At 62.1% G+C, this 23,993-nt stretch carries 23 protein-coding genes; 12 read left to right on the top strand and 11 right to left on the bottom strand.

The window, feature by feature from the left end:
* The first annotated feature begins 26 nt into the window (after positions 1-26).
* The gene (locus LG409_RS10340) at positions 27-638 is read left to right on the top strand and encodes an OmpW/AlkL family protein (RefSeq protein WP_096922812.1); all 612 of its coding nucleotides are present in this window, start codon (positions 27-29) and stop codon (positions 636-638) included.
* Positions 639-719: 81 nt separating this feature from the next.
* Here LG409_RS10340 and pepQ read toward each other — a convergent pair whose 3' ends face one another.
* From pepQ to LG409_RS10305, 7 genes are all read right to left on the bottom strand, one after another.
* Positions 720-2,024 (bottom strand): Xaa-Pro dipeptidase, encoded by a 1,305-nt coding sequence (gene pepQ, locus LG409_RS10335; RefSeq protein ID WP_227406597.1) that lies wholly within the window; start codon positions 2,022-2,024, stop codon positions 720-722.
* A 10-nt stretch (positions 2,025-2,034) separates the two neighbouring features.
* Positions 2,035-2,946, bottom strand: coding sequence for a LysR family transcriptional regulator (locus tag LG409_RS10330; RefSeq protein WP_096922814.1), 912 nt, complete (start codon positions 2,944-2,946; stop codon positions 2,035-2,037).
* Positions 2,947-2,995: 49 nt separating this feature from the next.
* On the bottom strand, positions 2,996-4,051 hold the full coding sequence (locus tag LG409_RS10325; RefSeq protein WP_039179715.1) for an ABC transporter ATP-binding protein: 1,056 nt from the start codon (positions 4,049-4,051) through the stop codon (positions 2,996-2,998).
* Positions 4,048-5,064: an ABC transporter ATP-binding protein gene (locus tag LG409_RS10320; protein WP_081138905.1), complete on the bottom strand. Its 1,017-nt coding sequence runs from the start codon at positions 5,062-5,064 to the stop codon at positions 4,048-4,050. Before LG409_RS10320 ends, LG409_RS10325 begins: the two co-directional genes overlap by 4 nt.
* Before the next feature lie 7 nt (positions 5,065-5,071).
* The gene (locus LG409_RS10315; RefSeq protein ID WP_039179721.1) at positions 5,072-6,016 is read right to left on the bottom strand and encodes an ABC transporter permease; all 945 of its coding nucleotides are present in this window, start codon (positions 6,014-6,016) and stop codon (positions 5,072-5,074) included.
* Positions 6,013-7,062: an ABC transporter permease gene (locus LG409_RS10310; protein ID WP_039179723.1), complete on the bottom strand. Its 1,050-nt coding sequence runs from the start codon at positions 7,060-7,062 to the stop codon at positions 6,013-6,015. The genes LG409_RS10315 and LG409_RS10310 overlap by 4 nt, the downstream gene beginning before the upstream one ends.
* A 146-nt stretch (positions 7,063-7,208) precedes the next feature.
* Positions 7,209-8,780, bottom strand: a complete 1,572-nt coding sequence (locus LG409_RS10305; RefSeq protein ID WP_039179726.1) for an ABC transporter substrate-binding protein — start codon at positions 8,778-8,780, stop codon at positions 7,209-7,211.
* Positions 8,781-8,899: 119 nt separating this feature from the next.
* Here LG409_RS10305 and LG409_RS10300 point away from each other — a divergent pair, with 119 nt between their 5' ends.
* Positions 8,900-10,255 carry an IS1182 family transposase gene (locus LG409_RS10300; protein ID WP_016913619.1) on the top strand — a complete coding sequence of 452 codons (1,356 nt, stop codon included), beginning with the start codon at positions 8,900-8,902 and terminating at the stop codon, positions 10,253-10,255.
* 386 nt (positions 10,256-10,641) lie between these two features.
* Complete coding sequence (locus LG409_RS10295; RefSeq protein ID WP_227406596.1) at positions 10,642-11,157, top strand: hypothetical protein; 516 nt, start codon at positions 10,642-10,644, stop codon at positions 11,155-11,157.
* A 36-nt stretch (positions 11,158-11,193) separates the two neighbouring features.
* On the opposite strand, the gene LG409_RS10290 is transcribed toward LG409_RS10295, so the two are convergent.
* Complete coding sequence (locus tag LG409_RS10290) at positions 11,194-11,583, bottom strand: glutaredoxin family protein (protein WP_039179730.1); 390 nt, start codon at positions 11,581-11,583, stop codon at positions 11,194-11,196.
* Positions 11,584-11,802: 219 nt separating this feature from the next.
* Between LG409_RS10290 and mpl the strand changes: the two genes are divergently transcribed.
* The 3 genes from mpl (at position 11,803) to LG409_RS10275 (ending at position 14,515) form a co-directional block, all read left to right on the top strand.
* Positions 11,803-13,203, top strand: coding sequence for a UDP-N-acetylmuramate:L-alanyl-gamma-D-glutamyl-meso-diaminopimelate ligase (mpl, locus tag LG409_RS10285; RefSeq protein ID WP_227406595.1), 1,401 nt, complete (start codon positions 11,803-11,805; stop codon positions 13,201-13,203).
* Entirely contained in the window at positions 13,196-13,810 is a 615-nt protein-coding gene (locus tag LG409_RS10280) for a flavin prenyltransferase UbiX (RefSeq protein WP_227406594.1), read from the top strand. Before mpl ends, LG409_RS10280 begins: the two co-directional genes overlap by 8 nt.
* Before the next feature lie 84 nt (positions 13,811-13,894).
* Positions 13,895-14,515, top strand: a complete 621-nt coding sequence (locus LG409_RS10275; RefSeq protein ID WP_039179741.1) for a LysE family translocator — start codon at positions 13,895-13,897, stop codon at positions 14,513-14,515.
* A 37-nt stretch (positions 14,516-14,552) separates the two neighbouring features.
* Here LG409_RS10275 and LG409_RS10270 read toward each other — a convergent pair whose 3' ends face one another.
* The 3 genes from LG409_RS10270 to LG409_RS10260 are packed head-to-tail and all read right to left on the bottom strand — an operon-like array spanning position 14,553 to position 17,746.
* Positions 14,553-15,950, bottom strand: coding sequence for a bifunctional DedA family/phosphatase PAP2 family protein (locus LG409_RS10270; RefSeq protein WP_189463565.1), 1,398 nt, complete (start codon positions 15,948-15,950; stop codon positions 14,553-14,555).
* An 18-nt stretch (positions 15,951-15,968) separates the two neighbouring features.
* Positions 15,969-16,895: a diguanylate cyclase domain-containing protein gene (locus LG409_RS10265; protein WP_039179747.1), complete on the bottom strand. Its 927-nt coding sequence runs from the start codon at positions 16,893-16,895 to the stop codon at positions 15,969-15,971.
* The gene (locus LG409_RS10260) at positions 16,892-17,746 is read right to left on the bottom strand and encodes a hypothetical protein (RefSeq protein WP_096922821.1); all 855 of its coding nucleotides are present in this window, start codon (positions 17,744-17,746) and stop codon (positions 16,892-16,894) included. Before LG409_RS10260 ends, LG409_RS10265 begins: the two co-directional genes overlap by 4 nt.
* Positions 17,747-17,895: 149 nt before the next feature.
* On the opposite strand from LG409_RS10260, the gene LG409_RS10255 reads away from it, so the two are divergent.
* The 6 genes from LG409_RS10255 (at position 17,896) to rodA (ending at position 23,944) form a co-directional block, all read left to right on the top strand.
* Positions 17,896-19,203 (top strand): glutamate-5-semialdehyde dehydrogenase, encoded by a 1,308-nt coding sequence (locus tag LG409_RS10255; RefSeq protein WP_227406593.1) that lies wholly within the window; start codon positions 17,896-17,898, stop codon positions 19,201-19,203.
* Positions 19,200-19,850 carry a nicotinate-nucleotide adenylyltransferase gene (gene nadD / locus LG409_RS10250; protein WP_227406592.1) on the top strand — a complete coding sequence of 217 codons (651 nt, stop codon included), beginning with the start codon at positions 19,200-19,202 and terminating at the stop codon, positions 19,848-19,850. Before LG409_RS10255 ends, nadD begins: the two co-directional genes overlap by 4 nt.
* 107 nt (positions 19,851-19,957) lie before the next feature.
* Entirely contained in the window at positions 19,958-20,344 is a 387-nt protein-coding gene (rsfS, locus tag LG409_RS10245; RefSeq protein WP_096922824.1) for a ribosome silencing factor, read from the top strand.
* Complete coding sequence (rlmH, locus tag LG409_RS10240; RefSeq protein ID WP_016914102.1) at positions 20,341-20,808, top strand: 23S rRNA (pseudouridine(1915)-N(3))-methyltransferase RlmH; 468 nt, start codon at positions 20,341-20,343, stop codon at positions 20,806-20,808. Before rsfS ends, rlmH begins: the two co-directional genes overlap by 4 nt.
* Before the next feature lie 65 nt (positions 20,809-20,873).
* Positions 20,874-22,781, top strand: coding sequence for a penicillin-binding protein 2 (gene mrdA, locus LG409_RS10235; RefSeq protein WP_039179763.1), 1,908 nt, complete (start codon positions 20,874-20,876; stop codon positions 22,779-22,781).
* Entirely contained in the window at positions 22,781-23,944 is a 1,164-nt protein-coding gene (gene rodA / locus LG409_RS10230; RefSeq protein WP_186299140.1) for a rod shape-determining protein RodA, read from the top strand. Before mrdA ends, rodA begins: the two co-directional genes overlap by 1 nt.
* Positions 23,945-23,993: the final 49 nt, after the last annotated feature.

The raw sequence follows: 23,993 nt of genomic DNA, 5'->3' as shown, positions 1-23,993 counted from the left end.
CAAGGAAGACGCAAGAGGATACCCTGATGAGCAAGCTAAAACTGATGACTGCCGCCGTTGTTTCTGCCAGCGCGTTCATGGCCAGCCAAGCTGCCATGGCCTACGAAGCGGGTGATGTGTTCGTCCGTGGCGGTGTTGCCCAAACAGATACTGGTTCCGGCAACGGCAACGTGGGTGATGCAGACCTGAACGTGCAAAGTGCCCGTGGTTTCACCTTCGGTGCGGGTTACCTGTTCACCGACAAAATCGGTATGGAGCTGAACAGCTCTGAAAAATTCGAGCATGATCTGAACACGCGCCCGGGTGGCGATGCAGGCAGCGTCGATCGCCTGCCGGTCAACCTGCTGGTCAACTACTACCCGATGGGTGGTCTGGACTCTCGTGTACAGCCCTACGTGGGCGTGGGCCTGAACTACACCCGCTTCTCGGGTGAGCCGGAAGGTCTGAGCGTGGAAAGCAGCTATGGTGTCATCGGTCAGGCAGGTCTTGATTTGGCCGTCACCGAAAACATCATGCTGAACGGCTATGTGAGCTACGCCGACGTCAACTCCGACATCAACCTGGATGGCGCTGGCCGTGTAGGTGAAGTGGACATCGAGCCTGTCACTGTAGGCGGTGGTATTACCTACCGTTTCTAAGCCTATCGTTTTAAGTCTGGCGGTTAATCGCCAAGGTACGCCCGGTTCCTTCATTGGAACCGGGCGTTTTTTTACCTGGCACTAATGTGTTTGTGTCAGGTTGTCGCAGCCGCTTTCCGTGATCACGATGTTGTCTTCGATGCGGATACCGCCGCAGGCGGCCAAAGCGTCCACCGTGGCCCAGTTGACGGCAATTCCCTGCTGGCGCAGCGGTGCCAGCAGCATGGGAATGAAGTAAAGCCCGGGTTCGATGGTGACTACCATGCCGGGGCGCAGCGTGCGCGTCAGGCGTAGCGCCGGATGTTGCGGTGGCGGCGGCGCTGGCGTGCCATCGGGGTGCATCAGCCCCGCCACGTCATGCACCTGGATGCCCAGCGAGTGGCCCAGACCATGCGGGCAGAAGGCTCGGGTCACGCCCAGCTCGATGGCGCTTTCCGCGCTGCCTTCGTACAGCCCGTGCTGCACCAGAATTTCGGCCAGATAGCGGTGCATCTGCTCGTGGAGCGACACGAACTCCACGCCGGGCGCGGCGTGCTGAATCAATTGATCTTTCAGGTGGTGCAGGGCAGTGATCAGCTCGCCAAAGGCGGCCGGAGCGTCGGGGCCTGCGTGGGTGCGGGTGATGTCTGCCGCGTAGCCGCGAAAGCGCCGCCCTGCATCCACCAACAAGCTGTGGCGCTGGCTGGGGGCGTTCAGGTCATAGCGCTGGTAATGCAGCACGCCAGCGTGCTGATTGAGCCCGATGATGTTCTGGTACGGCACGTCCGACTCGCGCTGTCGGCTGGCTTGCAAATATGCCAACTGGATATCCAGTTCGCTGGCGGCGCCCACAAACGAAGCCTTGGCGGCCTGATGCCCGGCAACGGCCAGACGATTGGCTTCCCTCAGGCAGGCAATTTCATAGGCGGTCTTGTACATGCGCAGTTCGTCCAGCGCACGGACGAGGGCGGTGGGGTGCAGCTTGGCGGTGTTGGCGAGCACTGAAGCGCTCTCCAGAGTCTCGATATCGCCAATCACAGCTGCGTTGCCCGCTAGCGGCGGGGTGATCTTGTCGCTGCACAAATGCACGTCGAATTCGGCTACCCACGGCTCTTCCGGCAGTTGGGTGGGCAAGTGCCAGAAATCGGCTGGCGCGTAGATATAGAGCTGAGGCCGCTGACCGGGCTGCACCAAGATCCAGCTGTGCTGAACATCGGCCAACCCTACCCAGTGGGTGAAATGCCCGTAGGCCTGAAAGGTCGTGGTGTGATCATCGGCGAAATGGTAGCGGGCGTGGCCGCTGTAAATGGCCAGGCAATCCAGCCGATGGTGCTCAAGCAACTGGCTATAAGCCTGGCAAAGATGCGCGATATGCTCACGCTGTAGTGCGTTCAGTGATGCAGACATGGGGTTTCCTTCAGGGTCGTAGGGGAGGGAGCTCGCTCCATAAGCTGTCCAGCTCTGCGTGGTGGTGTTGGTGGTGACGGTAGAGCCTCAACTCCATGGGCACGTCCCAGCGGCTGTCGCCTGCGCGCACCAGTTGGCCGCTGGCCAGTTCGCTGGCCACGTTGCGTTCGGGTAGCCAACTCATGCCGTAGCCCAACAGTACCAGTTCCTTGATGCCTGCGGCGTAGAGGTTCTCGCTCTGCGCGGTCAGGTAGGTCGTATGGGGAAGGCGGGCAAGGTGTGCCTTGACCGCCGACCCCAACAGCCCGCGTTTGGGGTAGGCAAGCCAGGGCACCGGCTGCTGGCGCGTGCCGGGTAGCTGCGTGCAGGGGGATCCATCGCTGGCCAGGCCCGTCACGGGTATCAGCCGCTCCTGGCCAATGACGCGATAGGTGCTGCTGCTGGTGTCGATGTCCAGATCGCAGCGGCCCACGGGCCAGTAGCAGATGGCTAGGTCGCACTCGGCCCTGGCCAGCGCCTGAAAATAGTCGCTGGCTACCCAGCCCGTGGCGCGCAAGTAGGGCTGCACACGGTCTTGCCAACCCAGTTGGGTCAGCCATTCGGGCAAAAAGTGCGCCAGCAGGCTTTGCGGGGCAGCCACCATGATGCGGCGCTGCTGGCCAGCGCTGATCGCCCGTACGCGCTCTCTGGTGAGGCGCACGCGCTCGGTGACCTGTTCGCAGAGTGTCAGGAACTCTTCCCCCGCTGGGGTCAACGACAGCGGCAGGGTCTGTCGGTTGATCAACGTCACGCCCATTTCCTCTTCCAGCAGCTTGATGCGCCGTGAAAAAGTAGGCTGTGTCACGTGCTGCTCGTCGGCAGCGCGGGAGAAGTGTCGCGTTCTGGCCAAGGCAATGAAGTCTTCTAGCCAGCGAATTTCCATGCCTTACCTCGCAAGACGGCCTCGCGTGAGGCCTGAATGAAGCGGGCCATTACAAGCGCCCCTCCTCGACAGCGTGGCACGCCACGCGAGTGCCGTCATCCTGTGTTTGCAATGCCGGGATCTCCTGCTTGCAGCGGGCGTTGGCATGTGGGCAGCGGCCATGAAAGACACAGCCGCTAGGCAGATTGACCGGCGTAGGCACTTCACCGGAGAGGCGAATGTGCTGGGGTCGGTCATCTTCCAGCCGAGGAATGGCCGACAGCAGCGCCTGCGTATAGGGATGGCGCGGCTTGGCAAACAGCGTGGCCGTGGTGGCGACTTCACACACCGTGCCCAGGTACATCACCGCCACGCGCGTGCCGAAGTGCTCGACCACGGCCAGGTCGTGGGTGATGAACAGGTAGGTGAGGTGGCGGTCACGCTGGGCATCCATCAGCAGGTTCAGCACCTGGGCCTGGATCGACACGTCCAGAGCCGAGATGGGCTCGTCGGCCACGATGAATTCCGGGTCCACGGCCAGCGCCCTGGCAATGGCAATGCGCTGGCGTTGGCCGCCGGAGAACTCATGGCCAAAGCGCTTGCCCCAGTCCGGGTCGATGCCCACCGAGCGCATCACTTCTTCCACCTTGTCGAGAATCTGCTGACGATTCCAGTTTGGGTGGTGCAGGCGCAGTGGCTCTTCCAGCGTCTGCTGGATCGTCATGCGCGGGTTCAGCGACGCGTAGGGGTTCTGGAAAATCATCTGCATGCGCTTGCGATAAGGCAGCAGTTGACGCGTGGAGAGGTGGTCGATGCGCTCGCCGCCGTAACGAATTTCGCCTTCGGAGGGGGTAATCAGCCCCATCACCGTGCGTGCTACAGTGGATTTTCCGCAGCCGGATTCGCCGACCACGCAGAGCGCTTCGCCACGCTTGATCTCCAGGTTGACCCCGTTGATGGCGTGCACGTACTCCTGATGACGAACCAGCTTGCCGCCCTTGAAGCGCAGCTGCTCGAGAAAGTCGCCCGATAGCGAAAAGCGCTTTTTCAGGTCGCGTATTTCCAGCAGCGTCTCGCTGGCTGGCGCTTGCGCGGTCGTTGGGCGTGTGTCGGCCTGGGCGTTCATAGGCTCTCCTCCTTCAGGCGGCGATCTTCGAGCATTTCAGCCACCATATGGCAGGCAACGCGGCAGTTGCCTGACTCCACGAACGTGGGCACCTGCTGAGTACACGCCGGGCGCGGCTGACCGTCGCTGCGCAGGATAAAGTCGCAGCGGGGATGAAACGCGCAGCCGGTGGGCAAGTTGGAAAGCGACGGCATGCTGCCCCGAATCTGATTCAGTTTTTCGCCGGGGGTGGCCATCTGGGGCAGGGCGTTGATCAGCCCCTGGGTGTAGGGGTGCTGGGGGTCATTGATGATTTCACGAGTCGGCCCCTGCTCGATCACGCGGCCTGCGTACATGACCAGCATGCGCTGGGTGACCTGGCTGACCACGCCCAGGTCGTGGGTGATCAGGATCAGGCCCACGTTGTGCTGCTCGCAAAGCTCCAGCAGCAGCGCCATGATTTCCGCCTGGATGGTGACGTCCAGCGCCGTGGTCGGCTCATCGGCAATGATGATGTCGGGGTCCAGCAGGAGCGCAATGGCGATGATGATACGCTGGCGCATGCCGCCGGAAAGCTCGTGGGGGTATTGGTCCAGGCGCTTTTCCGGCGACGGGATCTGCACCTGCTTGAGCTTGTCCAGAGCAATGGCACGGGCCTCTCGGGTGGAGATTCTGCGGTGCGCTTTCAGACACTCGACCATCTGCTCACCGATCGAGAGCACCGGGTTGAGGGTCATCATCGGGTCCTGGAAGATCATCGAGATACGATTGCCGCGCACCTTGCGCAGGCCCCGCTCGGACATGGTGTTGAGGGTTTTACCCTCGAAGGTGATGCTGCCACCGGCAATGAATCCGGGCCGTGAAATCAGGTTGAGCAGTGAAAAGGCCGCCACCGACTTGCCCGCGCCGGACTCACCGACGATGCCCAGCCGTTCGCCACGCTCCAGGGTGAAGTTGACATCCCGTAAGGCGCGGACCTCACCCTGACGCAGGGCAAAGCGAACATCCAGTTGTGAGACTTCAAGAAGTGCCATGGTGTCTTCAGCCTTTATACAGTCGTGGGTTCATGACATCGCGCAGCCAGTCGCCCAGCAGATTGATCGACAGCACCAGCACCACCAGTACCGCGCCGGGAATCATGGTGATCCACCAGGAGCCGGATTGAATGTAGTCGAAGCCCGCCTTGATCAACGAACCCAGTGACGGGTGCGTTTCCGGCATGCCCAGCCCCAGAAACGACAGCGCCGCTTCGGAGATGATCGCGTTGGCGATCTGAACGGTAGAGATGACGAAGATCGGCGACAGCGTATTGGGCAGCACATGACGGAACATGATGCGTCGGCTGCGCAGCCCCATGACGCGGGCGGCGTCCACGTACTCCTTGTTCTTCTCTGCCAGCACCGATGCGCGCACGGTACGCGCATACTGCGGCCATTCGGCGAGCCCGATGATCAGAATCAGCATGAGCACGGCGTACTGGCTGTAGAAGGCGCTGCCCATGGTGGCTTTCACCACGGCACCGACCACGATGGCCACCATCAGCGTCGAGAACGACAGCTGAATGTCCGCCAGGCGCATCAGGAAGGCATCGACTCGCCCGCCCAGATAACCGGCCATCAGGCCAAAGGTCACGCCCAGCAGGGCTTGCAGTGCCACCGCGCCAAAGCCGATCAGCAGCGATACCCGCGTGCCGTAAAGAATGATCGACCACAGGTCGCGCCCCTGGGCATCGGTGCCCAGGGTGTAGCGCTCATCGGCTCCGTCGATCCAGAAGGGCGGCAGCTCCGACGACAGAATATCGATCTGGCGCAGGTCGTAGGGGTCGGTAGGGGCCAGCAGCGGCGCCGCGAAGGCCGCCACCACCAGGCAGATGAACACGGCCAGGCAGAACTGAGCGGTACGGTCGCGCTTGAAGCTGTACCACAGGAAAGAGTCGCGCAAGCGCTCCCAGCGGCTGGGGGCTGAGGGAGGAGTGGACGTTGTCATGCGGGCTTACCAGTCAGTTTAACGGTGGGATTCACGAAGCCGTAGATCAAATCCACGATGGTGTTGGTCACCACGAAAATGACCCCGACGATCATCAGATAAGTGACGATCAGCGGAATGTCGGCGCGGTTGATGGCATCCAGGAACATCAGTCCCATGCCCGGCCACTGGAACACGGTTTCGGTCAGAATGGTATAAGCCACCATGGTACCGATCTGAACGCCCCCCACGGTAATTACCGGGAGCATGGTGTTTTTCAGCGCATGCACGAAGTAGACCCGGCGCATGGAAATACCCTTGGCGCGGGCATACTTCACGTACTCCGATTGCAGTACTTCCATCATTTCGGCGCGGATCAGGCGGATGAACAGCGGCAGCATGATGGAGGCCAGCGAGACCGCAGGCAGCACCAGGTGCTTGATGCCATCCCAGGTGACCAGGTTGGTTTCCCAGTGGCCGACCACATGAACCAGATCGTAACCCCGGCCAAAAGAGGGCATGTTGCCCTGAGTGGAGAGAGCGCCGTTCAGCCAGGCGCCCCAGGCGGTGCCCTCCGGGAACAGCGAGACGGTCATGCCGATGGAGAAAATCTGGATCAACACGATGGCGGTCAAGAACACCGGTATCGAAATGCCGATGATCGAGGCCCCCATGAAAAAGCGTGACACGGGGGAGCGCGGTTTGATGGCGCTGTATACCCCGATGGGAACAGAGAACAATACGATGATCAGCGTAGCCGCGAACACCAGCTCGAGGGTGGCAGGCAAGTGGCGAGCAATCACCTCCAGCGCCGGTTCACGGTAGAAATAGGAGTAGCCAAAATCGCCCTGAACGGCGTTCTTGGCGAAGCGTGCGTATTGCACCAGGAAGGGGTCGTTGAGCCCCAGTCGTTCGCGAATGGCTTCACGTTCACTTTCGGGGACCGACTGTCCGACCATCTGCTGTACAGGGTCACCCAGGTTATCCTGGATGGCGAAGGCCAGTACACTGATGACAAACATCACCAATATTGCGTGCATCAGCCGCTTGATTAGAAAAGCAATCATGGCGTACGCCACCTGTGTGGAAAGTTTCACTAAACATCAGGGCAAGGCATGGCGCTGCCCGGTGGGTCGCGCCATGCACGACGCTTCGCCCTCCAGAATCCTGGAGAGCGAAGCATCCTTGCGTGGGTTATGTCGTTAGGTAGGGATCAGCGCGTAATCACCAGATCGCCCAGGTAGGGGAAGTCGGTGGCGTTGACCACCGGCTCGATGTCGACGCCGTCAGCGGCGGCATAGGCCAGGTTCTGCCAATGCAGCATGATGAAACCAACGTCTTCGTACAGCATGGCTTCGGCTTCACGCAGCATTTCACCACGTTTTTCCAGGTCGGTTTCGCTGTCGGCCTGGGTTACCAGCGCATCGATTTCCTCGTTGCAGTAGCTGCCGTAGTTGTACTGACCGGCACCGCTCTCGGTGTCGATGCAGAACGACAGGTACTGGAAGAAGTTGGCGGTGTCTTCGGTGTCCGAGTGCCAGCCGATCATGGCAATGTCGGATTGACGCGTGTCGTACTCCGGCCAGTACTGGGCCAGCGGCATGGTGCGCAGGTTAACGTTGATGTTGATACGCGCCAGCATGTTGGCCACGGCTTGGGCAATCTGCGCATCGTTCACGTAGCGGTTGTTCGGGGCGATCATGTCGACGCTGAAGCCCTCTTCGTAGCCCGCTTCCGCCATCAGCTCCTGGGCACGCTCCAGATCGTAGCGAGGCACCAGGTCCGGGTTGTGGCCGGAGTAGCCTTCCGGTGAGAACTGGCCCGCGGGCGTTGCAAAGCCACGCATCAGGCGGTCGGCGATGCCTTCCTGGTTGATGGCCAAGTCGACAGCCTGACGCACGCGTGCATCCTGGAAAGCCTCGACACGCTCTTCGTTCAGCTGGAAGCCGATGATACGCGTACCGGGGATTTCAACCAGATTGGCGCCTTGGGCATCGCGCACACGGTCCAGGTCGTTGGGCGGTACGGCATCGATGAAGTCGACGCCACCGGACAGCAGGGCCGCCACGCGGGAGGCGTTTTCGGCAATCGGCGTCAGCACGATGCTGGTCACGTTACCTTCGCTTTCGGTGTCCCAGTAGTCTTCAAAGCGTTCGAAGTCGACGCGAACGCCCTGGCGACGGTCGGTGACCACGAAGGGCCCGGTGCCGGAAACGTTACGTGATGCAAACGAGTTGCCTGCCTTGACGATTTCCGCCTTGTCGTTGCCGTCGTCGGTCTCACCCGTGTAGAACTCGCTGTCCATGGGGAAGATGTAGGTGGCCAGGTTCAACAGCAGCGGGTAAGGCTCGGTGGTGGTGATTTCGATGGTGTAGTCATCGACCGCTTCGGCGCTGGCGATCGGCTCGAAAATGGCGCGATAATCCGGGCTCTCTTTCAAGCGCTCGATGGTCCAGACCACGTCCTTGGCAGTGAACGGGTTACCGGAATGGAAGGTAACGCCTTCACGCAGGGTCATACGTACATGGGTGTCGTCTACCTGTTCCCACTCGGTGGCCAGACGCGGTTCGAATTGGAAGTCCTTGGTCCAACGCACCAGGGGGTCGAAGGCCAGATGCGAGAAGCGCAGGACACCGCCGGAAAGCTGTTCGTGCAGGTCGAGGGTTTCAGGGTCGGCCGAGTAACCGATGCGCAGGGTTTCTGCACTGGCAGTCAGCGGCAGTAGTGCGGTGCCTGCCATGGCAGCACCCACGACAGTGGCCAGTAGTGTCTTTTTCAGCGTCATGATCGTTCCCATGTGTATTGTTTATTGTTCGTTCTGCTGGAGGGGGCTAGCAGCCTGTCGGTCTTTCCGTTGCACCGTGAGATACTGACCACCGTCATCGCCGAGCTGAGAAGATCGCCATGAGCCGCTTCATCCCTGTGGATCGCCAGACCGATTACCTGCTGCCGCCTTCGGTAGACGAGTGGTTGCCCGATGGTCACCTGGCGCGGTTCGTTGTCGATGTTGTCGAACAACTGGACCTCTCGACGTTGACCCGGCGTTACATGGGGCGGGGTTCCAAGGCACATCACCCGGCGGTGCTACTGAGCCTGCTGATCTACGGCTACGCCACCGGGGTGGTCTCCAGCCGCAAGATCGAGCGTGCCACCTATGACTCGGTGGCGTTCCGCTACCTGGCCGCCAATACCCATCCCGACCATGACACGCTGGCCACCTTTCGCCGCCGCTTTCTGCCGGAACTGGAACAGTTGTTCGTACAGGTGCTGCTGCTGGCCCGCGAGATGAAGCTGCTCAAGCTTGGCACCATCGCCCTGGACGGCACCAAGCTCAAGGCCAACGCCAGCAAGCACAAGGCGTTGTCGTATGGCCATGCCAAGAAGCTGGAGGCACAGTTCAGGGCAGAGGTGAAAGCGCTGACCGAGCGGGCCGAGTCGGCGGACAAGGAGGACGCGGCCGACGGCATGGATATCCCCGCCGAGATTGCCCGCCGTGAAGCCCGCCTGGCGGCCATCGCTGAGGCGAAGGCCAAGATCGAGGCGCGCGCCGAGGAGCGGGACGCCACCGAGCAAGCCGCCTATCAGGAAAAGGTGGCGCGGCGGGAGGCGCAGCGCAAGGCCGGCAAGAAGCCCCGTGGGCGTGACCCCGAACCGCCCACTGGTGGCCCGCGTGACAAGGATCAGATCAATTTCACCGACCCGCAGTCGCGCATCATGCCGGTCACCGGCAAGGGGTTTGATCAGTGCTACAACGCCCAAGCCGCGGTTGATACCGAGAGTCTGCTGGTGACCCATGTCCACGTCACGCAGGCGACCAATGACAAGCAGCAAGTCATGCCGCTACTGACGGCCTGGCAAGGTTACCCGGAAACGCTGGGAAAACCTGACCACCTGCTGGGTGATACCGGCTACTTCAGTGCCAGCAATATCCAGGCCTGCCATGACCATGGTATCGAACCGCTGTTGGCGATGAAGCGAGACGTCCATCACCTTCCGGTCTTTGAACGTTTCGCCGCGGATCCGCCTGCCCCGGAGAGCGAGGACCCCGTCGAACAGATGGCACACCGCTTGAAGACGCAGGCGGGCCGAGCGCTCTACGCATTGCGCAAACATACCGTGGAGCCGGTCTTCGGGATCATCAAACACGTGATGGGGTTCCGGCAGTTCTCGCTACGCGGACTGGATAAGGTCAGCGGCGAGTGGCGATTGGCCACCATGGCGTGGAATATCAAGCGGATGCACCGGTTGACGGCGGGCTGAGGGCTCGCCGCGCCCAACCGGCCAGCAGGCAAGGCGTCAGAACCGCCTTGCAGAAGCTGAGGGGCAGGTTAAGAGCCACACAACAGCACCAACACCAACACCAACACAGGGGGGGGTGAAGAACCCACGCCTCAGCTCATCCATTAACCTCAAGTCCGACAGACTGCTAGTGCTTACCCATCAACAAAACAGACACGGTCAGCCCGTAAGCTATCCTGACAACATAGAGACAGGTGGTTGTGACACACAATCGAAATAATGACAGGCCTCATTCATCTACTGAATGATCAGGGCTGGCGGGGCAACCATAGGTCTTCGAATTAGACTAAAGTCGCAATATCGGAACCGTCCAATCGTGCTCAGTAGCTAGGTAACAAGGAAAGGTAATGAAAATACAAGGCGTTAAACCGTTACTGGTGGCTGTTTTGCTGGCCACCACAGGCTGGGCGGGCGCCAGTGACCCTGTGGCCGAGATCACGGGGACGCTGGATGGCGACGACCATCAGTGGTTCGTCCTCGATCCAAGCAGCGAGCCCGGCGCCACGTTCATCGAAGAGGGAGACCGTTGGGTGGTGGAGATGACCGGCTACCGGGACCCGGAGAAATGGGCGGCCCGAGACGCGCTGGTCATTCAGTTGGTGCTGGCCGATGAGCGGCTCACCGATGCCCGAGTGCTGCACCTGATCGGCGATGCCGTTCACCCGCCGTACTACACGGCCACCGACGACGAGCTGACCGTGGTGCTTGCTCGGGTGGAGCGCGAAGGCAGCCGGTTATATCTTCAGGGCACCCTCGAGGGGCTGCTGGCGCTACAGCATAGCCCGGAGGCTGACCCTCTTGCGGAAGAGGGAGTCAGCCTGGCTATCGAATTCGATGTCACGGCGCGCAAGGTCGAATTCTGAGGTGGCAGGTGCTAAGGCATCCAATCAGGCCCCCAATCAGGCCCCAAAGCGCTGATGCAGCCAGCGATTGATCTCATCGGACTCATAGAGCCACTCTTCACGACCGTCTTCATGGGCGATGCGCAGGCAGGGCACTTTGACCTTGCCGCCGCCTTCCAGCAGGGCCTGCTTGTGGTCTGGATCCAACTGGGCATCGCGCAGTTCGATCTTCAAGCCAAGCCGCGCCATCTCCTTGCGTACCTTGATGCAGAAAGGGCAGGTACGAAACTGATACAGCGCCAATGCCTCACAGGCCGCGTCGACCTCAGCCTGCTCCTCGGCGCTGCGCTCCACCGAGCGCGGCGTGGAGAGTTTTTCCGACACTAACATCACCGGGGCCAGCAGCACGCGAAGGCCACGGAAAAAGTAACGAACGATAATGCGCATGATAAAAGCTCCTCTCGCCAGCGCAGCGGGGTGGTTTAGGTCGATAGGTGCCGCATCCTGCATCAAAAGCCACCCATTGTCACTTTCCTGCCCTGTGACGAGGCATCACGAAGGGAACCAGATGAGCTGGCGTCCCGGGCATGATAATCTTTCCCCCAATGTATGCATTTAGGCTGATATTTCAGTCCGTTGTCAGGGTCATGGAAGGAGCGCTCGCCCATGCGTTTACATGTGATTGGTATCTGCGGCACCTTTATGGGCAGTCTTGCGCTGTTGGCCCGAGAGTTGGGACACGAGGTGAGTGGGTCGGATGCGAACGTGTATCCGCCCATGAGCACTCAGCTCGCCGAGGCGGGCATCACGCTGATGGAGGGGTATCGCGCCGACAATCTGCAGGGCCCGTTGGACCTGGTGGTGGTGGGCAACGCTCTCTCGCGCGGTAACCCGGAAGTCGAGGCGCTGCTCGATAGCGGCCTGCGCTACACCTCGGGTGCCCAGTGGCTGGCGGAGTACGTGCTGCCGGGCCGCCGGGTCATTGCGGTGGCGGGCACCCACGGCAAGACCACCACGGCCAGCCTGTTGGCCTGGCTGCTGGAGAGCGCTGGCCTGGAGCCCGGCTTTCTGATTGGCGGTGTGCCACGCAACTTTGGCGTCTCGGCCAGGCTTGGGGGCGCGGCGGCACCGTTCGTGGTCGAGGCGGACGAGTACGATACGGCCTTTTTCGACAAGCGCTCCAAGTTCGTGCACTACCGCCCGACGATCGCCGTGATGAACAACCTCGAATTCGACCACGCCGATATCTTTCCCGACCTGGCCGCCATCGAACGCCAGTTCCACCATCTGGTGCGTACCGTGCCAGGCCAGGGACACCTGCTGGTGGCTGACCAGCAGCCCGCGCTGGATCGTGTGCTGGCCATGGGCAGCTGGAGCCCGGTCACACGCTTTGGCAGCGAGGCCGGCAGCCAGTGGCAGCTGCGCCTGGAGCATGCCGACGCCAGCCGCTTTCAGGTGCTGTATAGCGGCGGGCAAGAGGAGGAGGATGGCGTGGTGGAATGGTCGCTCACGGGGGAGCACAACGCCCGCAACGCTTTGGCCGCTCTGGCGGCTGCGCGACTGTGCGGGGTGAGCCTGCCGCGTGCCTGCGCGGCGCTGGCACGCTTCCAGACACCCCGTCGTCGTCAGGAGGTGCGTGGCGAGGTCAACGGCATTCAGGTGATCGACGACTTTGCCCACCATCCCACGGCCATTGCCGCCACGCTGCAGGGCTTGCGTGCCGCCACACCGCGGGGGCGGCTGCTGGCCGTGATCGAGCCGCGCTCCAACACCATGCGGCTGGGCGCGCTGCGTGAACGTCTGAAAGACAGCGTTGCCGACGCGGATCACAGCTTCTGGTTCCAGCCTGCTGGCGTGGAGTGGTCGATGGACTCTTTGGTAGAGGCGCAAGGGTCGCGGGCGTCGCTGTATCGAGATATCGATGCATTGGTACAGGCAGTGGTCACCCAGGCGTCACCACTCGACCGTATCGTGGTGATGTCCAACGGTGGTTTCGATGGCGTTCACGAGCGCCTGTTGGCGGCGTTGGCAGTGGCAAACCCTGACACGGGAGTATCCGATGAGTGAGTTCAAACCCCCTGTGACGGTGGCGCTGACGGGCGCTTCGGGGGCGCAGTATGGCCTGCGCTTGATCGACGTGCTGGTCGAGGCGGGCCATGAAGTGTGGGTCATGATCTCCAAGGCGGCCCATATGGTCATTGCCACGGAAACGGATATATCGCTGCCTGCTCAGCCTCAGCGACTGGAAGAGGCCTTGGTGGCGCAAAGCGGTGCCAAGCCCGGGCAAATTCGCTGCTTTGGGCGTGAAGACTGGATGGCCCCCGTGGCCTCGGGCTCCGGCGCGCCTTCCGCCATGGTGATCTGCCCGTGTTCCACCGGCACCCTCTCTGCGGTGGCCACCGGGGCCAGCAACAACCTGATCGAGCGTGCCGCCGATGTGGCGATCAAGGAGCGGCGCACGCTGGTCATGGTCCCCCGGGAGAGCCCTTTTTCCCCCATTCATCTGGAACACATGCTGACCTTGAGTCGCCTGGGCGTGGTGATCCTGCCTGCCGCACCCGGGTTCTATCATCGCCCCCAGTCCATGGAGGATCTGATCGATTTTATCGTCGCGCGGATTCTCAACCAGCTGGGCATCGAGCACCGCTTGATGCCACGCTGGGGCGAAGGGTAATCCCGGCGGTGCCACCGCCCTTTTGTGTTTGCGATTCGCCATCTCACTGACTTTCGTCACCGTTCATCACAAGGAAGCGTCACCATGTCCTGGGCTACTCTATCGGTCTTCGTGCCAACCTTTCTGTTCGTATCGCTGACTCCCGGCATGTGCATGACGCTGGCCATGGTGCTGGGGATGACCCAAGGGGTGAAGCGTACGCTCTGGATGATGATCGGTGAGTTGATTGGCGTGGGGCTGGTGGCCGCGGCGGCAGGGGCAGGGGTGGCCGCGTTGATGTTGCGCCAGCCTGAGCTGTTCACTGCGTTCAAGTGGATTGGTGGGGCTTACCTGGCGTATCTGGGGGTGATGATGTGGCGCTCGCGGGGGCGCATGGCCATTCCCAGCGAGCTGGACACAGGGCCGCCTGCAGGCCGCTGGCAGTTGGCCATGCAGGGGCTGGTGACCGCCGTGGCCAATCCCAAGGGCTGGGCATTTTTCATGGTGCTGCTGCCGCCGTTTCTGGACAGCAGCCGCCCGCTAGCCCCCCAGCTCAGCCTGTTGATCGCGTTGATCCTGGTCATCGAGTTCGGCAGCATGCTGGTGTATGCCACGGGAGGCAAGACGCTGCGTCGTGTGCTGGGCAAAAGCGGTAACGTACGCCTGCTGAACCGCATTGCCGGGACGCTGATGTTTGGCGTGGGCGCGTGGCTGGCGCTGGGCTGATCACGCCAGCCCGTGCCAGACACGTTTTGCCGCGCCCTCAAATCGGTCCGAACAGCAGCATTCTCGCGCTCACCAGCAGCAGCGATGCTCCTGTGAGCGTCACCCAGGGGATGGGTGGTAGCGGCGTGCGATAGCGCCGCTGCCAGTTGAGCTGAACCAGAGCGCAGACCACCAGCCCCATGAGCGCGCCTCCCACCAGATCACTCAGCCAGTGCACGCCCAGAGCCAAGCGCGAGAGCGCCATCGGCAGCGTGACGACAATGGCCATCCAGTAGACCCAGGCACGCCGCTGGCGAGGCAGCCGCGCGGCCATCACGGCGGCCGCCAGCCCGATCATCACCACCCAAGTAGAGGTGTGCGCGCTGGGGTAGGCGTATGAGCCGGTCAGGTGGTCCGGGGTGGTGGGGCGTGCCCGGGCGAACAGTGCCTTGCCCGCGGTGTTGATCAGGGCAATGCCGCCAAGGGCCAGAGCCCCATGCAGCAGCGCATCGAAGCGTTTGACCACCAGCAGCCAGCACGCCCACGGGCTGACCAGGGCCACGATGCCCGCCTTGTCACCGATCATGGCCAATAGCAGGCTGGCGTGGGCAAGCCAGGGGGAGTCGAGCCAGTCGAATAGCCGCTGGGCTTCCAGATCGACCGTCAACGGCGTCACATGGTGCATCACGTACAGCGTCCAGGCGGAGGCCCCGGTGATCGCGGTAATGAGCAGCAGCAGGGAACCCAGCGGCACTTCCCCCGAACGGCTCATGGCCAACCAGGGGCGACGCATGATCGGAATGCGCCGCACGATGCGTGCCAGCGCAAAATAGATGCGCCCCTGGCGGTCCACCTGGGCGCGCCCCCATGAAAACACCACGGCCAATACCACCACCGTGGCGGCAATCAGGATGACGGCCATTTCCACGTTCGTGGGCAGGTTCAGCCGCTGCTGCCAGGTATGCCCGACCAGATAGCCAGGCAGTACATAGGCGGGAGCCCAGAGCGCTGCCGAGGTAATGTTTGCCCAGGCGAAGGTGCGTGCCGGCATTTGCATCATGCCGGCCACCAGCGGGATCACCGGGCGGACAGGCCCGACGAAGCGGCCAATGAAGACCGAGTAGACCCCATAACGTTCGAAAAAGCGTGCCCCACGACCCACCCACTCGGGGTGAAGCGACAGCGGCCAGCGGGACAACACCGCCTCACGATGCCGATAGCCCAGATAGTAGCTGACGCTGTCGCCGATGATCGCGCCAATGAACGCCGCGCCAATCAGCCAGGGCAGGTCGAGCCCTTGGTGGCCCGCCAAGGTGGCAGCCGCAGTCATCAATACGACCCCGGGGACCAGCAGGCCAATGAGTGCCAGCGACTCGACCAGGGCGATACCCAACACCAGAAGCAGCAGCAAAGGAGGGGAAAGAGTAAGAGAGAGCAGGGTATCGACAATCGCCAAGAGTGACTCCGTCTGCGGTTATAAATGGGTAATGGATTCTGCGCGTGCTTCCAGACGCTGCAAGTAGCGCTCGAAGCTCTCCTTGCGCATGGGCAGGCAAGTGGCGAGCCGTGCTTCCAACTGGCCTGTTTCCACCAATACGCGCCGTGACAGGGCGCGCTGAAGGCGCTCTTTCACGAGTAGCGCGCCGCTTTCACTGGTATCGGGCAAGACCAGCCAGAAGGTCGCACTGCCCGCACGGCCCAGAATGTCGTGATCACGGCAGCGGCTATTGACCTCGCTGCACAGCGCGCCCAGCAGCGCGGTCTTGGCGCGCTGGCCAAACTGCTCCTCTGCCATGTCCAGCTGCGGCAAGTGCAGCACCAGCACGGCCAGCCGCTTGTTGAGCATTGCGGCGCGCTGAAACTCATTCCTGAGGCGCTCCTTCAGCGTATCGATATGGTACGCATCGCAATCGTTGTCGTTGGGGTCGGTTGCCCTCAACAGCGCCTTGCGCCGGGCGTGCTCCCACGGGGGAAGCGCCAGCAGCAGGGTCAGTGCGGCGAACCCCAGCGCAGTTTCTCCCTGCAGTGCGGGCAGTTGCCAGCCTATCACGACCATGGCCATCAGGTTGATGGCCAGGGCTCCCCACAGCGGCAGCAGTATGAACGCGGCGGCCAACGGCAGCCCCAGCCAATGCAGTGACAGGTTGGCATGGGTGAGCACCGCGTGCACGACGACCAGAAACAGGCTGCCCAGCAGCAAAAGGCGCGGCAGGCACGATTTGACCCCCTGGCCCAGGTGCATCATCAGGCTGGCCAGCAGCAGGGTCGTCATGAACAGCGGTACCAGAAGCTCTCGGTAGCTGCCGATGGCATAAAGCCAGGCAGTGTAAGCACAGATGATGATCAGGCCCGCGCCGTAGGCCAGGCCCATCAGCCGTTTGGGGGGCTGGCTGGTGGTCATGTGATGTCGCTCGGCCGCTGTTTGCCCATCTGGGCAAGGGCCTCCAGGGTGAGCGCTTCCAGCTCTAGCTCCATCAAGGGCATGGGCTGGCAAACGGCGTGTTCGGGCAGTGCGGCACACAGCAAATGACGACGATGTTCGGCTTCACGGGGCGTCTTGGAAAGCATCAGCGTGGCCAGGGTCGTGGCATTGAGGCGATAAACGTTTTCGAAACTGTAAACCAGGCTGCACAGCTTGTGAGCCGCCGGCCAGAGCTGGTGGAGCCGGAGATGAATGACCAGCACTTCGGCGTGAATGGCTTCTCGTTCGGAGCGTGTCTGCTCCTTGGTCAAATCACGCAGCAGTTGCTCCCCTGCCCATAGGTTGAGCCCCGGAATCAGCCGCAGGCGCTGGCGCATGGTGCCGCTCAAGTGCACCAGCAGGTAAGTCCGCGCCATGGCCAGCAGGCACAGCGTCCCCAAGGATGCCACCAGCAGGCACCACTCTGGCAGGGTGAGCAGTGGCTGGATGATCAGGCAGGCCAGCAGGGCAGCGCAGACATTGAAGGTGGCCACCCAGCGGGGTTGCGGCAGCATGAACACCGCGCCCCAGGCCCATATCAGCAACAGGTGACGCTCAGGGGCAACGGCAATCAGCGACAGCAGGAGCGTACCGGCCAGCAACTGCCAAGGCAGTCCTCGCGAGCGTCGATGGCTGAAGTCGAGCAGTAGCGCCGTAATGAACAGCCAGGCCACGGCCAGCCATAGCGCAATGGCGGCTGCCAGCGGCGCGGTGGGTGTCCAGAAGGCCAGCGCGACGGCGGCAGCGAACAACGTCGCCCTCAGCGGGCTGATTTTGTATTTGCTTTGCATGGTGGCTTACTATCTGGCTGATAAACGAGGGTTACTCGGCCGTAGCATAACGCATTGCTTGGCTCGAACCTGTCAATCCCTCAGTATAATGCCCTCATGGCGTAATATAAGCCTACCTACTTTCAGTATCGCTTACACAGGGAGATCCCATGCGCAGCGCTGACGCATTCCAACAAGACGCCCAACACCATCTGGCGGCCGGCGATGTGGCTCGTTACATGGTGGCCGTGGGGCAGGGGGCCAGGGCGGCGGCCAGCGTATTGCGCCGTGCCGATACCCAAGCCAAGAATCAGGCGCTGTATGCCATGGCGAAGCGCCTTGAGGCGTCGCGCGGCGAGATCATGAAGGCCAATCAGGAGGACATGCAGCGGGGCCGGGACAATGGCCTGGATAGCGCGCTGCTGGACCGCCTGGCGCTCAATGACGCGCGGATCGATGCCATGATCGAGGGGCTGCATCAAGTGGCGGCGCTGCCGGACCCGGTCGGTGCCATCGATGGTATGAGCTACCGGCCCAGCGGTATCCAGGTCGGCAAGATGCGGGTTCCGCTGGGGGTGATCGGCATCATTTACGAATCGCGCCCCAACGTTACCCTGGAAGCCGCCAGCCTGTGTCTCAAGTCCGGCAATGCCTGCGTCTTGCGCGGAGGCTCGGAAGCCAGTGCATCCAATGCGGCCCTGAGCCGATGCATTCAGGCAGGCTTGGCGGACGCGGGCCTGCCCGAGGGCAGCGTTCAGGTCGTTGCTACCACGGATCGCGCTGCGGTGGGTGAGATGATCGGCATGCCCGAGTATGTCGATGTGATCATCCCGCGTGGCGGCAAGTCCTTGATCGAGCGCATTTCGCGGGAAGCGCGTGTTCCGGTGATCAAGCACCTGGATGGCGTTTGCCATGTGTACATCGATACCACCGCCGACCCTGCCAAGGCGCTGGCCATCGCACTGAATGCCAAGACCCATCGCTACGGCACCTGCAACACCATGGAAACCCTGCTGGTGGATGCCCCGGTTGCCGATCTTCTGCTGCCGGAGCTGGCGCGTGCCTACGCCGAGCACCAGGTAGAGCTGCGCGGCTGCGAGCGGACGCGGGCGCTGTTGCCCCAGGCGCTGGCAGCAACCGAGGAGGACTGGCACGCGGAGTACCTCGCCCCGGTCCTGGCCATCAAGGTGGTAGATGGCGTGGACGAAGCGATCGAACACATCGAACGATACGGCTCCCACCACACCGATGCCATTGTCACGCAGGACTACACGCTGGCGCGCCGTTTCATGGCCGAAGTGGACTCCAGCTCGGTGATCGTCAACGCCTCGACACGCTTTGCCGATGGGTTCGAGTACGGCCTGGGGGCGGAGATCGGTATTTCCACCGACAAGCTGCACGCCCGTGGCCCGGTCGGCCTGGAAGGCCTGACCACGCAGAAATACATCGTGTTCGGAGACGGCCAGGTTCGCCAATGAGCCAGCGTATCGGCATGTTTGGTGGCACCTTCGACCCGGTGCACAACGGCCATCTACGCAGTGCCCTGGAAGTGCGCGACGCGCTGGACCTGGAAGTGCTGCACATGGTGCCTGCGCCGCAGCCACCGCTGCGCGGTGTGCCGCAGGTATCGCCGCAGCAGCGCTTGGCCCTGCTGGAAGCAGGCATCGCGGATACCCCTGGCCTGCTGGCCGATGGCCGTGAGCTACGCCGAGCAGGCCCCTCTTATAGTGTGGATACGCTGACGGAGCTGCGCGACCTCTACGGCCCCTCGGCCCGACTGGTGATGGTGATCGGCATGGATGCTTTTTTGCGACTCCATCAGTGGGATCGTGCCGAGCGTCTTTGGGCGCTAGCGCACGTCGTGGTGATCGCTCGGCCCGGGTACAGCAACGATTGGCCAGCACCGCTGAAGGAACTGGTGGGCAATCGCGAAGTCTACAGCGTGGAGACGATGATGCAGCAGGCACAAGGGCATCTGTTGGTACTGGAGTTGCCCTCCCTGATGGCCATCTCCGCGACCTACATTCGCCAGCGCCTGCAAGCAGGCGAAAGCGTGCGCTATTTACTGCCCCACGCGGTGGAAACGGCCATTTTGCAACAGGGCTGGTATCAAAGCAGCGAATAGCGCTGGCAGTCGTGAAAGAAGCCGTTACAATGGCCGCCTCAAACGCCCGTTGCCAATGGCGGGCGTCTATCATCGTCAGGTCAATAATGGGGTTGTCGTCAGGAGTCATGCACATCGATACATTGAAAAACCTAGCCATCGAAGCGCTAGAAGAACTTAAAGCTCGTGATATTACGCAGTTGGACGTGTCGAAATTGACCGAGGTCACCGACCTCATGTTGATTGCCAGCGGTACGTCTACCCGTCATGTGGCAGCACTGGCGCAGAATCTCGTCGAGAAAGCCAAGGCTGCCGGTCTGCACCCTCGCGGTGTCGAAGGCGGTGAGAACGCGGATTGGGTGTTGGTCGATCTGGGTGACATCGTCGTTCATGTCATGCTTCCCGAAGCGCGCGCGCTGTATGACCTCGAGCGTCTGTGGGCAGACCTGCCCAACGATGCGGGCGCCATCGGCGATGCACTGCGTCAGGTCGAAGAGCGAGCCTCCATGTCATGAAGGTTCGGCTGTTGGCGGTGGGAACCAAAATGCCTGCCTGGGTGGAACAAGGCGTGGAGACCTACCGCAAACGGCTACCGCGTGATTTTGCCCTGGAAATCGAAGAGATCGCGCTGGGCCAGCGTGGCAAGAATGCCGACATCGCCAAAGCACGAGCTCAAGAAGCCCAGCGGATCCGCGACAAGCTGCGCGGCGATGAAATCGTCGTGGCTCTCGAAGTCAAGGGCAAGCCCTGGACCACGGAGCAGCTGGCTCAGGAAGCCGATGCTTGGCGAATGTCTGGCCAGGACGTGGTGTTGCTGGTGGGCGGCCCTGATGGGCTGGAGCCTTCTCTCTCGGCCATGGCCGACAAGGCCTGGTCGCTGTCGCCATTGACCCTGCCGCATCCTTTGGTGCGGATCATGCTCGCCGAACAGCTCTATCGGGCATGGACCCTGCTCGTGGGTCACCCTTATCACCGTTAGAAGTTACCTGTTGTCGACCCTTGTGGCCGTTGCGTTCATCGTTTGATTGAGAGTTGTCTGTTGCCATGCCCAAGCGCCGTGACACGCTAAAGAACCCTGAGCAAGAGCTGCGTATCTTCCGTGTTCGGTCGCTGCTGGCAGTATTCGTGGTCATCGTCTTGACCGGTTTGCTGGTCGGGCGGCTGGGGTATCTGCAAATCGTTCAGCACGACCTCTACAGCACCCGCTCCGAGAAAAACCGCGTGCGGGTCGAGCCGCTGCCGCCCAATCGCGGGTTGATCTACGACCGTAACGGCGCCCTGCTGGCAGAAAATCGGCCGACCTATAACCTGACGCTGGTACGTGAGCGTGTCGATAGCCTGGATGATACCCTGGCGCTGCTGGTGGAGTTGCTGGAACTTCCTGAAGAAGAGATCGAGGCCTTCAACGTGCGTTCTCGCCAGCGCCAGCGGCCGTTTCAGCCGGCGCTACTGATGAGCGATCTGAGTGAAGAGCAGATTGCCCGCCTGGCCATCAATCGCCACCGCCTGCCCGGGGTCGAGGTAGAAGCCCAGCTGCTGCGTTATTACCCGGATGCCGAAATGATGGCCCATGCGCTGGGCTATGTGGGGCGGATCAATGCCGAAGAGCTGCAAACCCTGGACACCGGCCGCTACGCAGGCACCCACTTTATCGGCAAGACCGGAGTGGAACGTTTTTACGAGTCGGAATTGCACGGCCAGGCGGGCCTTCGCAAGGTCGAAACCAACGCCCGTGGCCGGGTGCTGCGCGAGCTGGGGCGCACCGACCCGGTACCCGGTGCCAACCTGACCCTGACCCTGGACCGCTCGCTTCAGATGCTCGCCTACGAGCTGCTGGAGGGTCGGCGAGGCTCCATCGTGGCCATCGTGCCGCGCACCGGGGAAATTCTGGCCATGGTGTCGACGCCTGGTTTCGATAGCAACCAGTTCGTCACCGGGATCGATGTGGCGTCTTACCGCGCCCTGCAGGAAGACATCGACCTGCCGCTGTTCAACCGCGCCATTCGTGGCCACTACCCCCCAGGTTCCACCATCAAGCCGTTTCTGGCGCTGGCAGGACTGGTGGAAGGGGTGATCACCCCGGACAGCACCATCAATGACCCGGGCTTCTATCAGCTGCCCAATGACTCCCGTCGCTACCGTAACTGGTTGCGGTGGGGGCATGGGCGTGTCGACATGGAACGCTCCATTGCCGTGTCGAACAACACCTACTACTACTCCCTGGCCCACGACCTTGGCATCGATCGCTTGCATGATCAGATGTCCAACTTTGGCTTCGGGCAGCGGGTCGCTCACGACGTTCAGGGAGAAAGCACCGGCTTGATGCCGTCTCGTGATTGGAAGCGCGCACGCTTCAACCAGCCCTGGTACCCGGGGGAAACCCTTTCGGTCGGTATCGGTCAGGGGTATTGGCAAATTACCCCGCTGCAACTGGCCAGTGCCACGGCGGCCTTGGCCAACCGTGGTCACTGGGTCAAGCCTCGGCTGGCGCTGCGCATTGGTGAAGACCCCGTCCCGCTGGAACTGCCGGACACGTTGCCCGACATCGACCTGGCCAATGAGAACTGGTGGGACAGAGTGTTCAACGGCATGGAGAAAGTGCTGACCGGCAGCGAAGGAACGGCAAGGCGCACCGGGGTGGGCCTGGAGTATCGCATGGGCGGCAAGTCAGGTACGGCCCAGGTGTTTTCGCTGGGCCAGGATCAGCGCTACAACGCCGAAGAGCTGGAAGAGCGGCTGCGCGACCACTCGCTGTTCATGGCCTTTGCCCCGCTGGAAGAGCCTGAAATCGCCGTATCGGTCATCGTCGAGAATGCCGGGGGCGGCAGTACCCATGCTGCCCGCATGGCGCGCGCCATGACCGATGCCTGGCTGCTGAAAGAGGCGGCGCCGGAAGCCGATGAGGTCAAGGAAGTGCTGGAAGAGGATAACGGCCGCGTGGAGGGTAACTGATGATGCCGCTGCAACTGCTGACACGCTCTTGGCGAGGGCACCCGGTTCGCCCACCCGATAGCGGCATCGCCAGGCGCAAGAGCATTTGGGAGCGTATTCACATCGACCCTTGGCTCGTGGGCCTGCTGCTGGCGCTGATGGCGGGCGGCCTGCTGGTGCTCTACAGCGCTTCTGGGCAGCGCATCGAAGTCGTGATTGCTCAGGCCATGCGCTTTGGCTTGGCCCTGGTGGGCATGTTCGTGCTGGCACAGTTTTCTCCCACCACGTTTTTGCGCTGGGCGCCGCTGGCTTATGGCGTAGGGCTTGCCATGCTGGTGGCCGTGGAGATTGCTGGCGATATCGGCATGGGAGCCAAGCGCTGGCTGGAAATACCCGGCGTGATTCGCTTCCAGCCCTCTGAAATGATGAAGCTGGCCGTCCCGCTGATGGTGGCGGCATACCTCAATCGCTGTCAGCTCCCCCCGAGGCTGCGGGACATCGCGGTGTGTGCCCTGATCATTGGCGCGCCGGTGGTCTTGACGGCGATTCAGCCAGACCTTGGAACCTCGCTCTTGATGGCCAGCGCGGCGCTGATCGTGGTGCTGCTGGCGGGGCTCTCCTGGCGCTTGATTAGCCTGGTAGTGGCCCTGGTGGCGGCGGGCCTGCCGCTGCTGTGGATGAACATGCACAACTACCAGCGCCAGCGGGTGCTGACCTTTCTGGACCCGGAGAGCGACCCGCTCGGCTCCGGCTGGAACATCATCCAGTCCACCACCGCCATCGGTAGCGGTGGCCTGTGGGGCAAGGGCTGGCTGGAGGGCACGCAGTCGCAGCTCGAATTCCTGCCCGAGCGCCACACCGATTTCATCATTGCCGTGCTGGGCGAAGAGTTCGGCCTGGTCGGTATGCTGCTGCTGCTGCTGCTGTACGTCATGATCGTCGGTCGTGGGCTGTGGTTGGCGGCGGCGTCCCAGGACACCTTTGGACGTCTGGTGGCGGGCAGTATCATTCTGACGTTCTTCATTTATGTGTTTGTCAATGTCGGCATGGTGAGCGGCATCCTGCCCGTGGTGGGGGTGCCGCTGCCGCTGGTGAGCTACGGTGGCACCTCCAGCGTGACCTTGCTGGCCGGGTTCGGTATTCTCATGTCGATACACGCCCATCGGCGGCTATTGCCGCGTTGAATGATCAAAGTGCAGTCGACGCTTTTTCACAGGAGTGGTAAGCAAATGA

It is taken from the genome of Halomonas sp. NyZ770, from assembly GCF_020616575.1.
GTDB lineage: Bacteria > Pseudomonadota > Gammaproteobacteria > Pseudomonadales > Halomonadaceae > Vreelandella > Vreelandella hamiltonii.
The sequence above is the reverse complement of the archived record's forward strand: the minus strand, read 5'-3'. Positions and strand labels throughout refer to the sequence as shown.

Bases quoted from the DNA above. Each gene is read 5' to 3' on its own strand.
- mrdA (WP_039179763.1), top strand. From the start codon at position 20,874: ATGCCCAAGCGCCGTGACACGCTAAAGAACCCTGAGCAAGAGCTGCGT.
- LG409_RS10340 (WP_096922812.1), top strand. From the start codon at position 27: ATGAGCAAGCTAAAACTGATGACTGCCGCCGTTGTTTCTGCCAGCGCG.
- LG409_RS10325 (WP_039179715.1), bottom strand. From the start codon at position 4,051: ATGAACGCCCAGGCCGACACACGCCCAACGACCGCGCAAGCGCCAGCC.
- LG409_RS10265 (WP_039179747.1), bottom strand. From the start codon at position 16,895: ATGACCACCAGCCAGCCCCCCAAACGGCTGATGGGCCTGGCCTACGGC.
- rlmH (WP_016914102.1), top strand. From the start codon at position 20,341: ATGAAGGTTCGGCTGTTGGCGGTGGGAACCAAAATGCCTGCCTGGGTG.
- mpl (WP_227406595.1), top strand. From the start codon at position 11,803: ATGCGTTTACATGTGATTGGTATCTGCGGCACCTTTATGGGCAGTCTT.
- LG409_RS10330 (WP_096922814.1), bottom strand. From the start codon at position 2,946: ATGGAAATTCGCTGGCTAGAAGACTTCATTGCCTTGGCCAGAACGCGA.
- pepQ (WP_227406597.1), bottom strand. From the start codon at position 2,024: ATGTCTGCATCACTGAACGCACTACAGCGTGAGCATATCGCGCATCTT.
- LG409_RS10255 (WP_227406593.1), top strand. From the start codon at position 17,896: ATGCGCAGCGCTGACGCATTCCAACAAGACGCCCAACACCATCTGGCG.
- LG409_RS10280 (WP_227406594.1), top strand. From the start codon at position 13,196: ATGAGTGAGTTCAAACCCCCTGTGACGGTGGCGCTGACGGGCGCTTCG.
- rsfS (WP_096922824.1), top strand. From the start codon at position 19,958: ATGCACATCGATACATTGAAAAACCTAGCCATCGAAGCGCTAGAAGAA.
- LG409_RS10315 (WP_039179721.1), bottom strand. From the start codon at position 6,016: ATGACAACGTCCACTCCTCCCTCAGCCCCCAGCCGCTGGGAGCGCTTG.
- LG409_RS10300 (WP_016913619.1), top strand. From the start codon at position 8,900: ATGAGCCGCTTCATCCCTGTGGATCGCCAGACCGATTACCTGCTGCCG.
- LG409_RS10260 (WP_096922821.1), bottom strand. From the start codon at position 17,746: ATGCAAAGCAAATACAAAATCAGCCCGCTGAGGGCGACGTTGTTCGCT.
- rodA (WP_186299140.1), top strand. From the start codon at position 22,781: ATGATGCCGCTGCAACTGCTGACACGCTCTTGGCGAGGGCACCCGGTT.
- LG409_RS10290 (WP_039179730.1), bottom strand. From the start codon at position 11,583: ATGCGCATTATCGTTCGTTACTTTTTCCGTGGCCTTCGCGTGCTGCTG.
- LG409_RS10320 (WP_081138905.1), bottom strand. From the start codon at position 5,064: ATGGCACTTCTTGAAGTCTCACAACTGGATGTTCGCTTTGCCCTGCGT.
- LG409_RS10305 (WP_039179726.1), bottom strand. From the start codon at position 8,780: ATGACGCTGAAAAAGACACTACTGGCCACTGTCGTGGGTGCTGCCATG.
- LG409_RS10275 (WP_039179741.1), top strand. From the start codon at position 13,895: ATGTCCTGGGCTACTCTATCGGTCTTCGTGCCAACCTTTCTGTTCGTA.
- nadD (WP_227406592.1), top strand. From the start codon at position 19,200: ATGAGCCAGCGTATCGGCATGTTTGGTGGCACCTTCGACCCGGTGCAC.
- LG409_RS10310 (WP_039179723.1), bottom strand. From the start codon at position 7,062: ATGATTGCTTTTCTAATCAAGCGGCTGATGCACGCAATATTGGTGATG.
- LG409_RS10295 (WP_227406596.1), top strand. From the start codon at position 10,642: ATGAAAATACAAGGCGTTAAACCGTTACTGGTGGCTGTTTTGCTGGCC.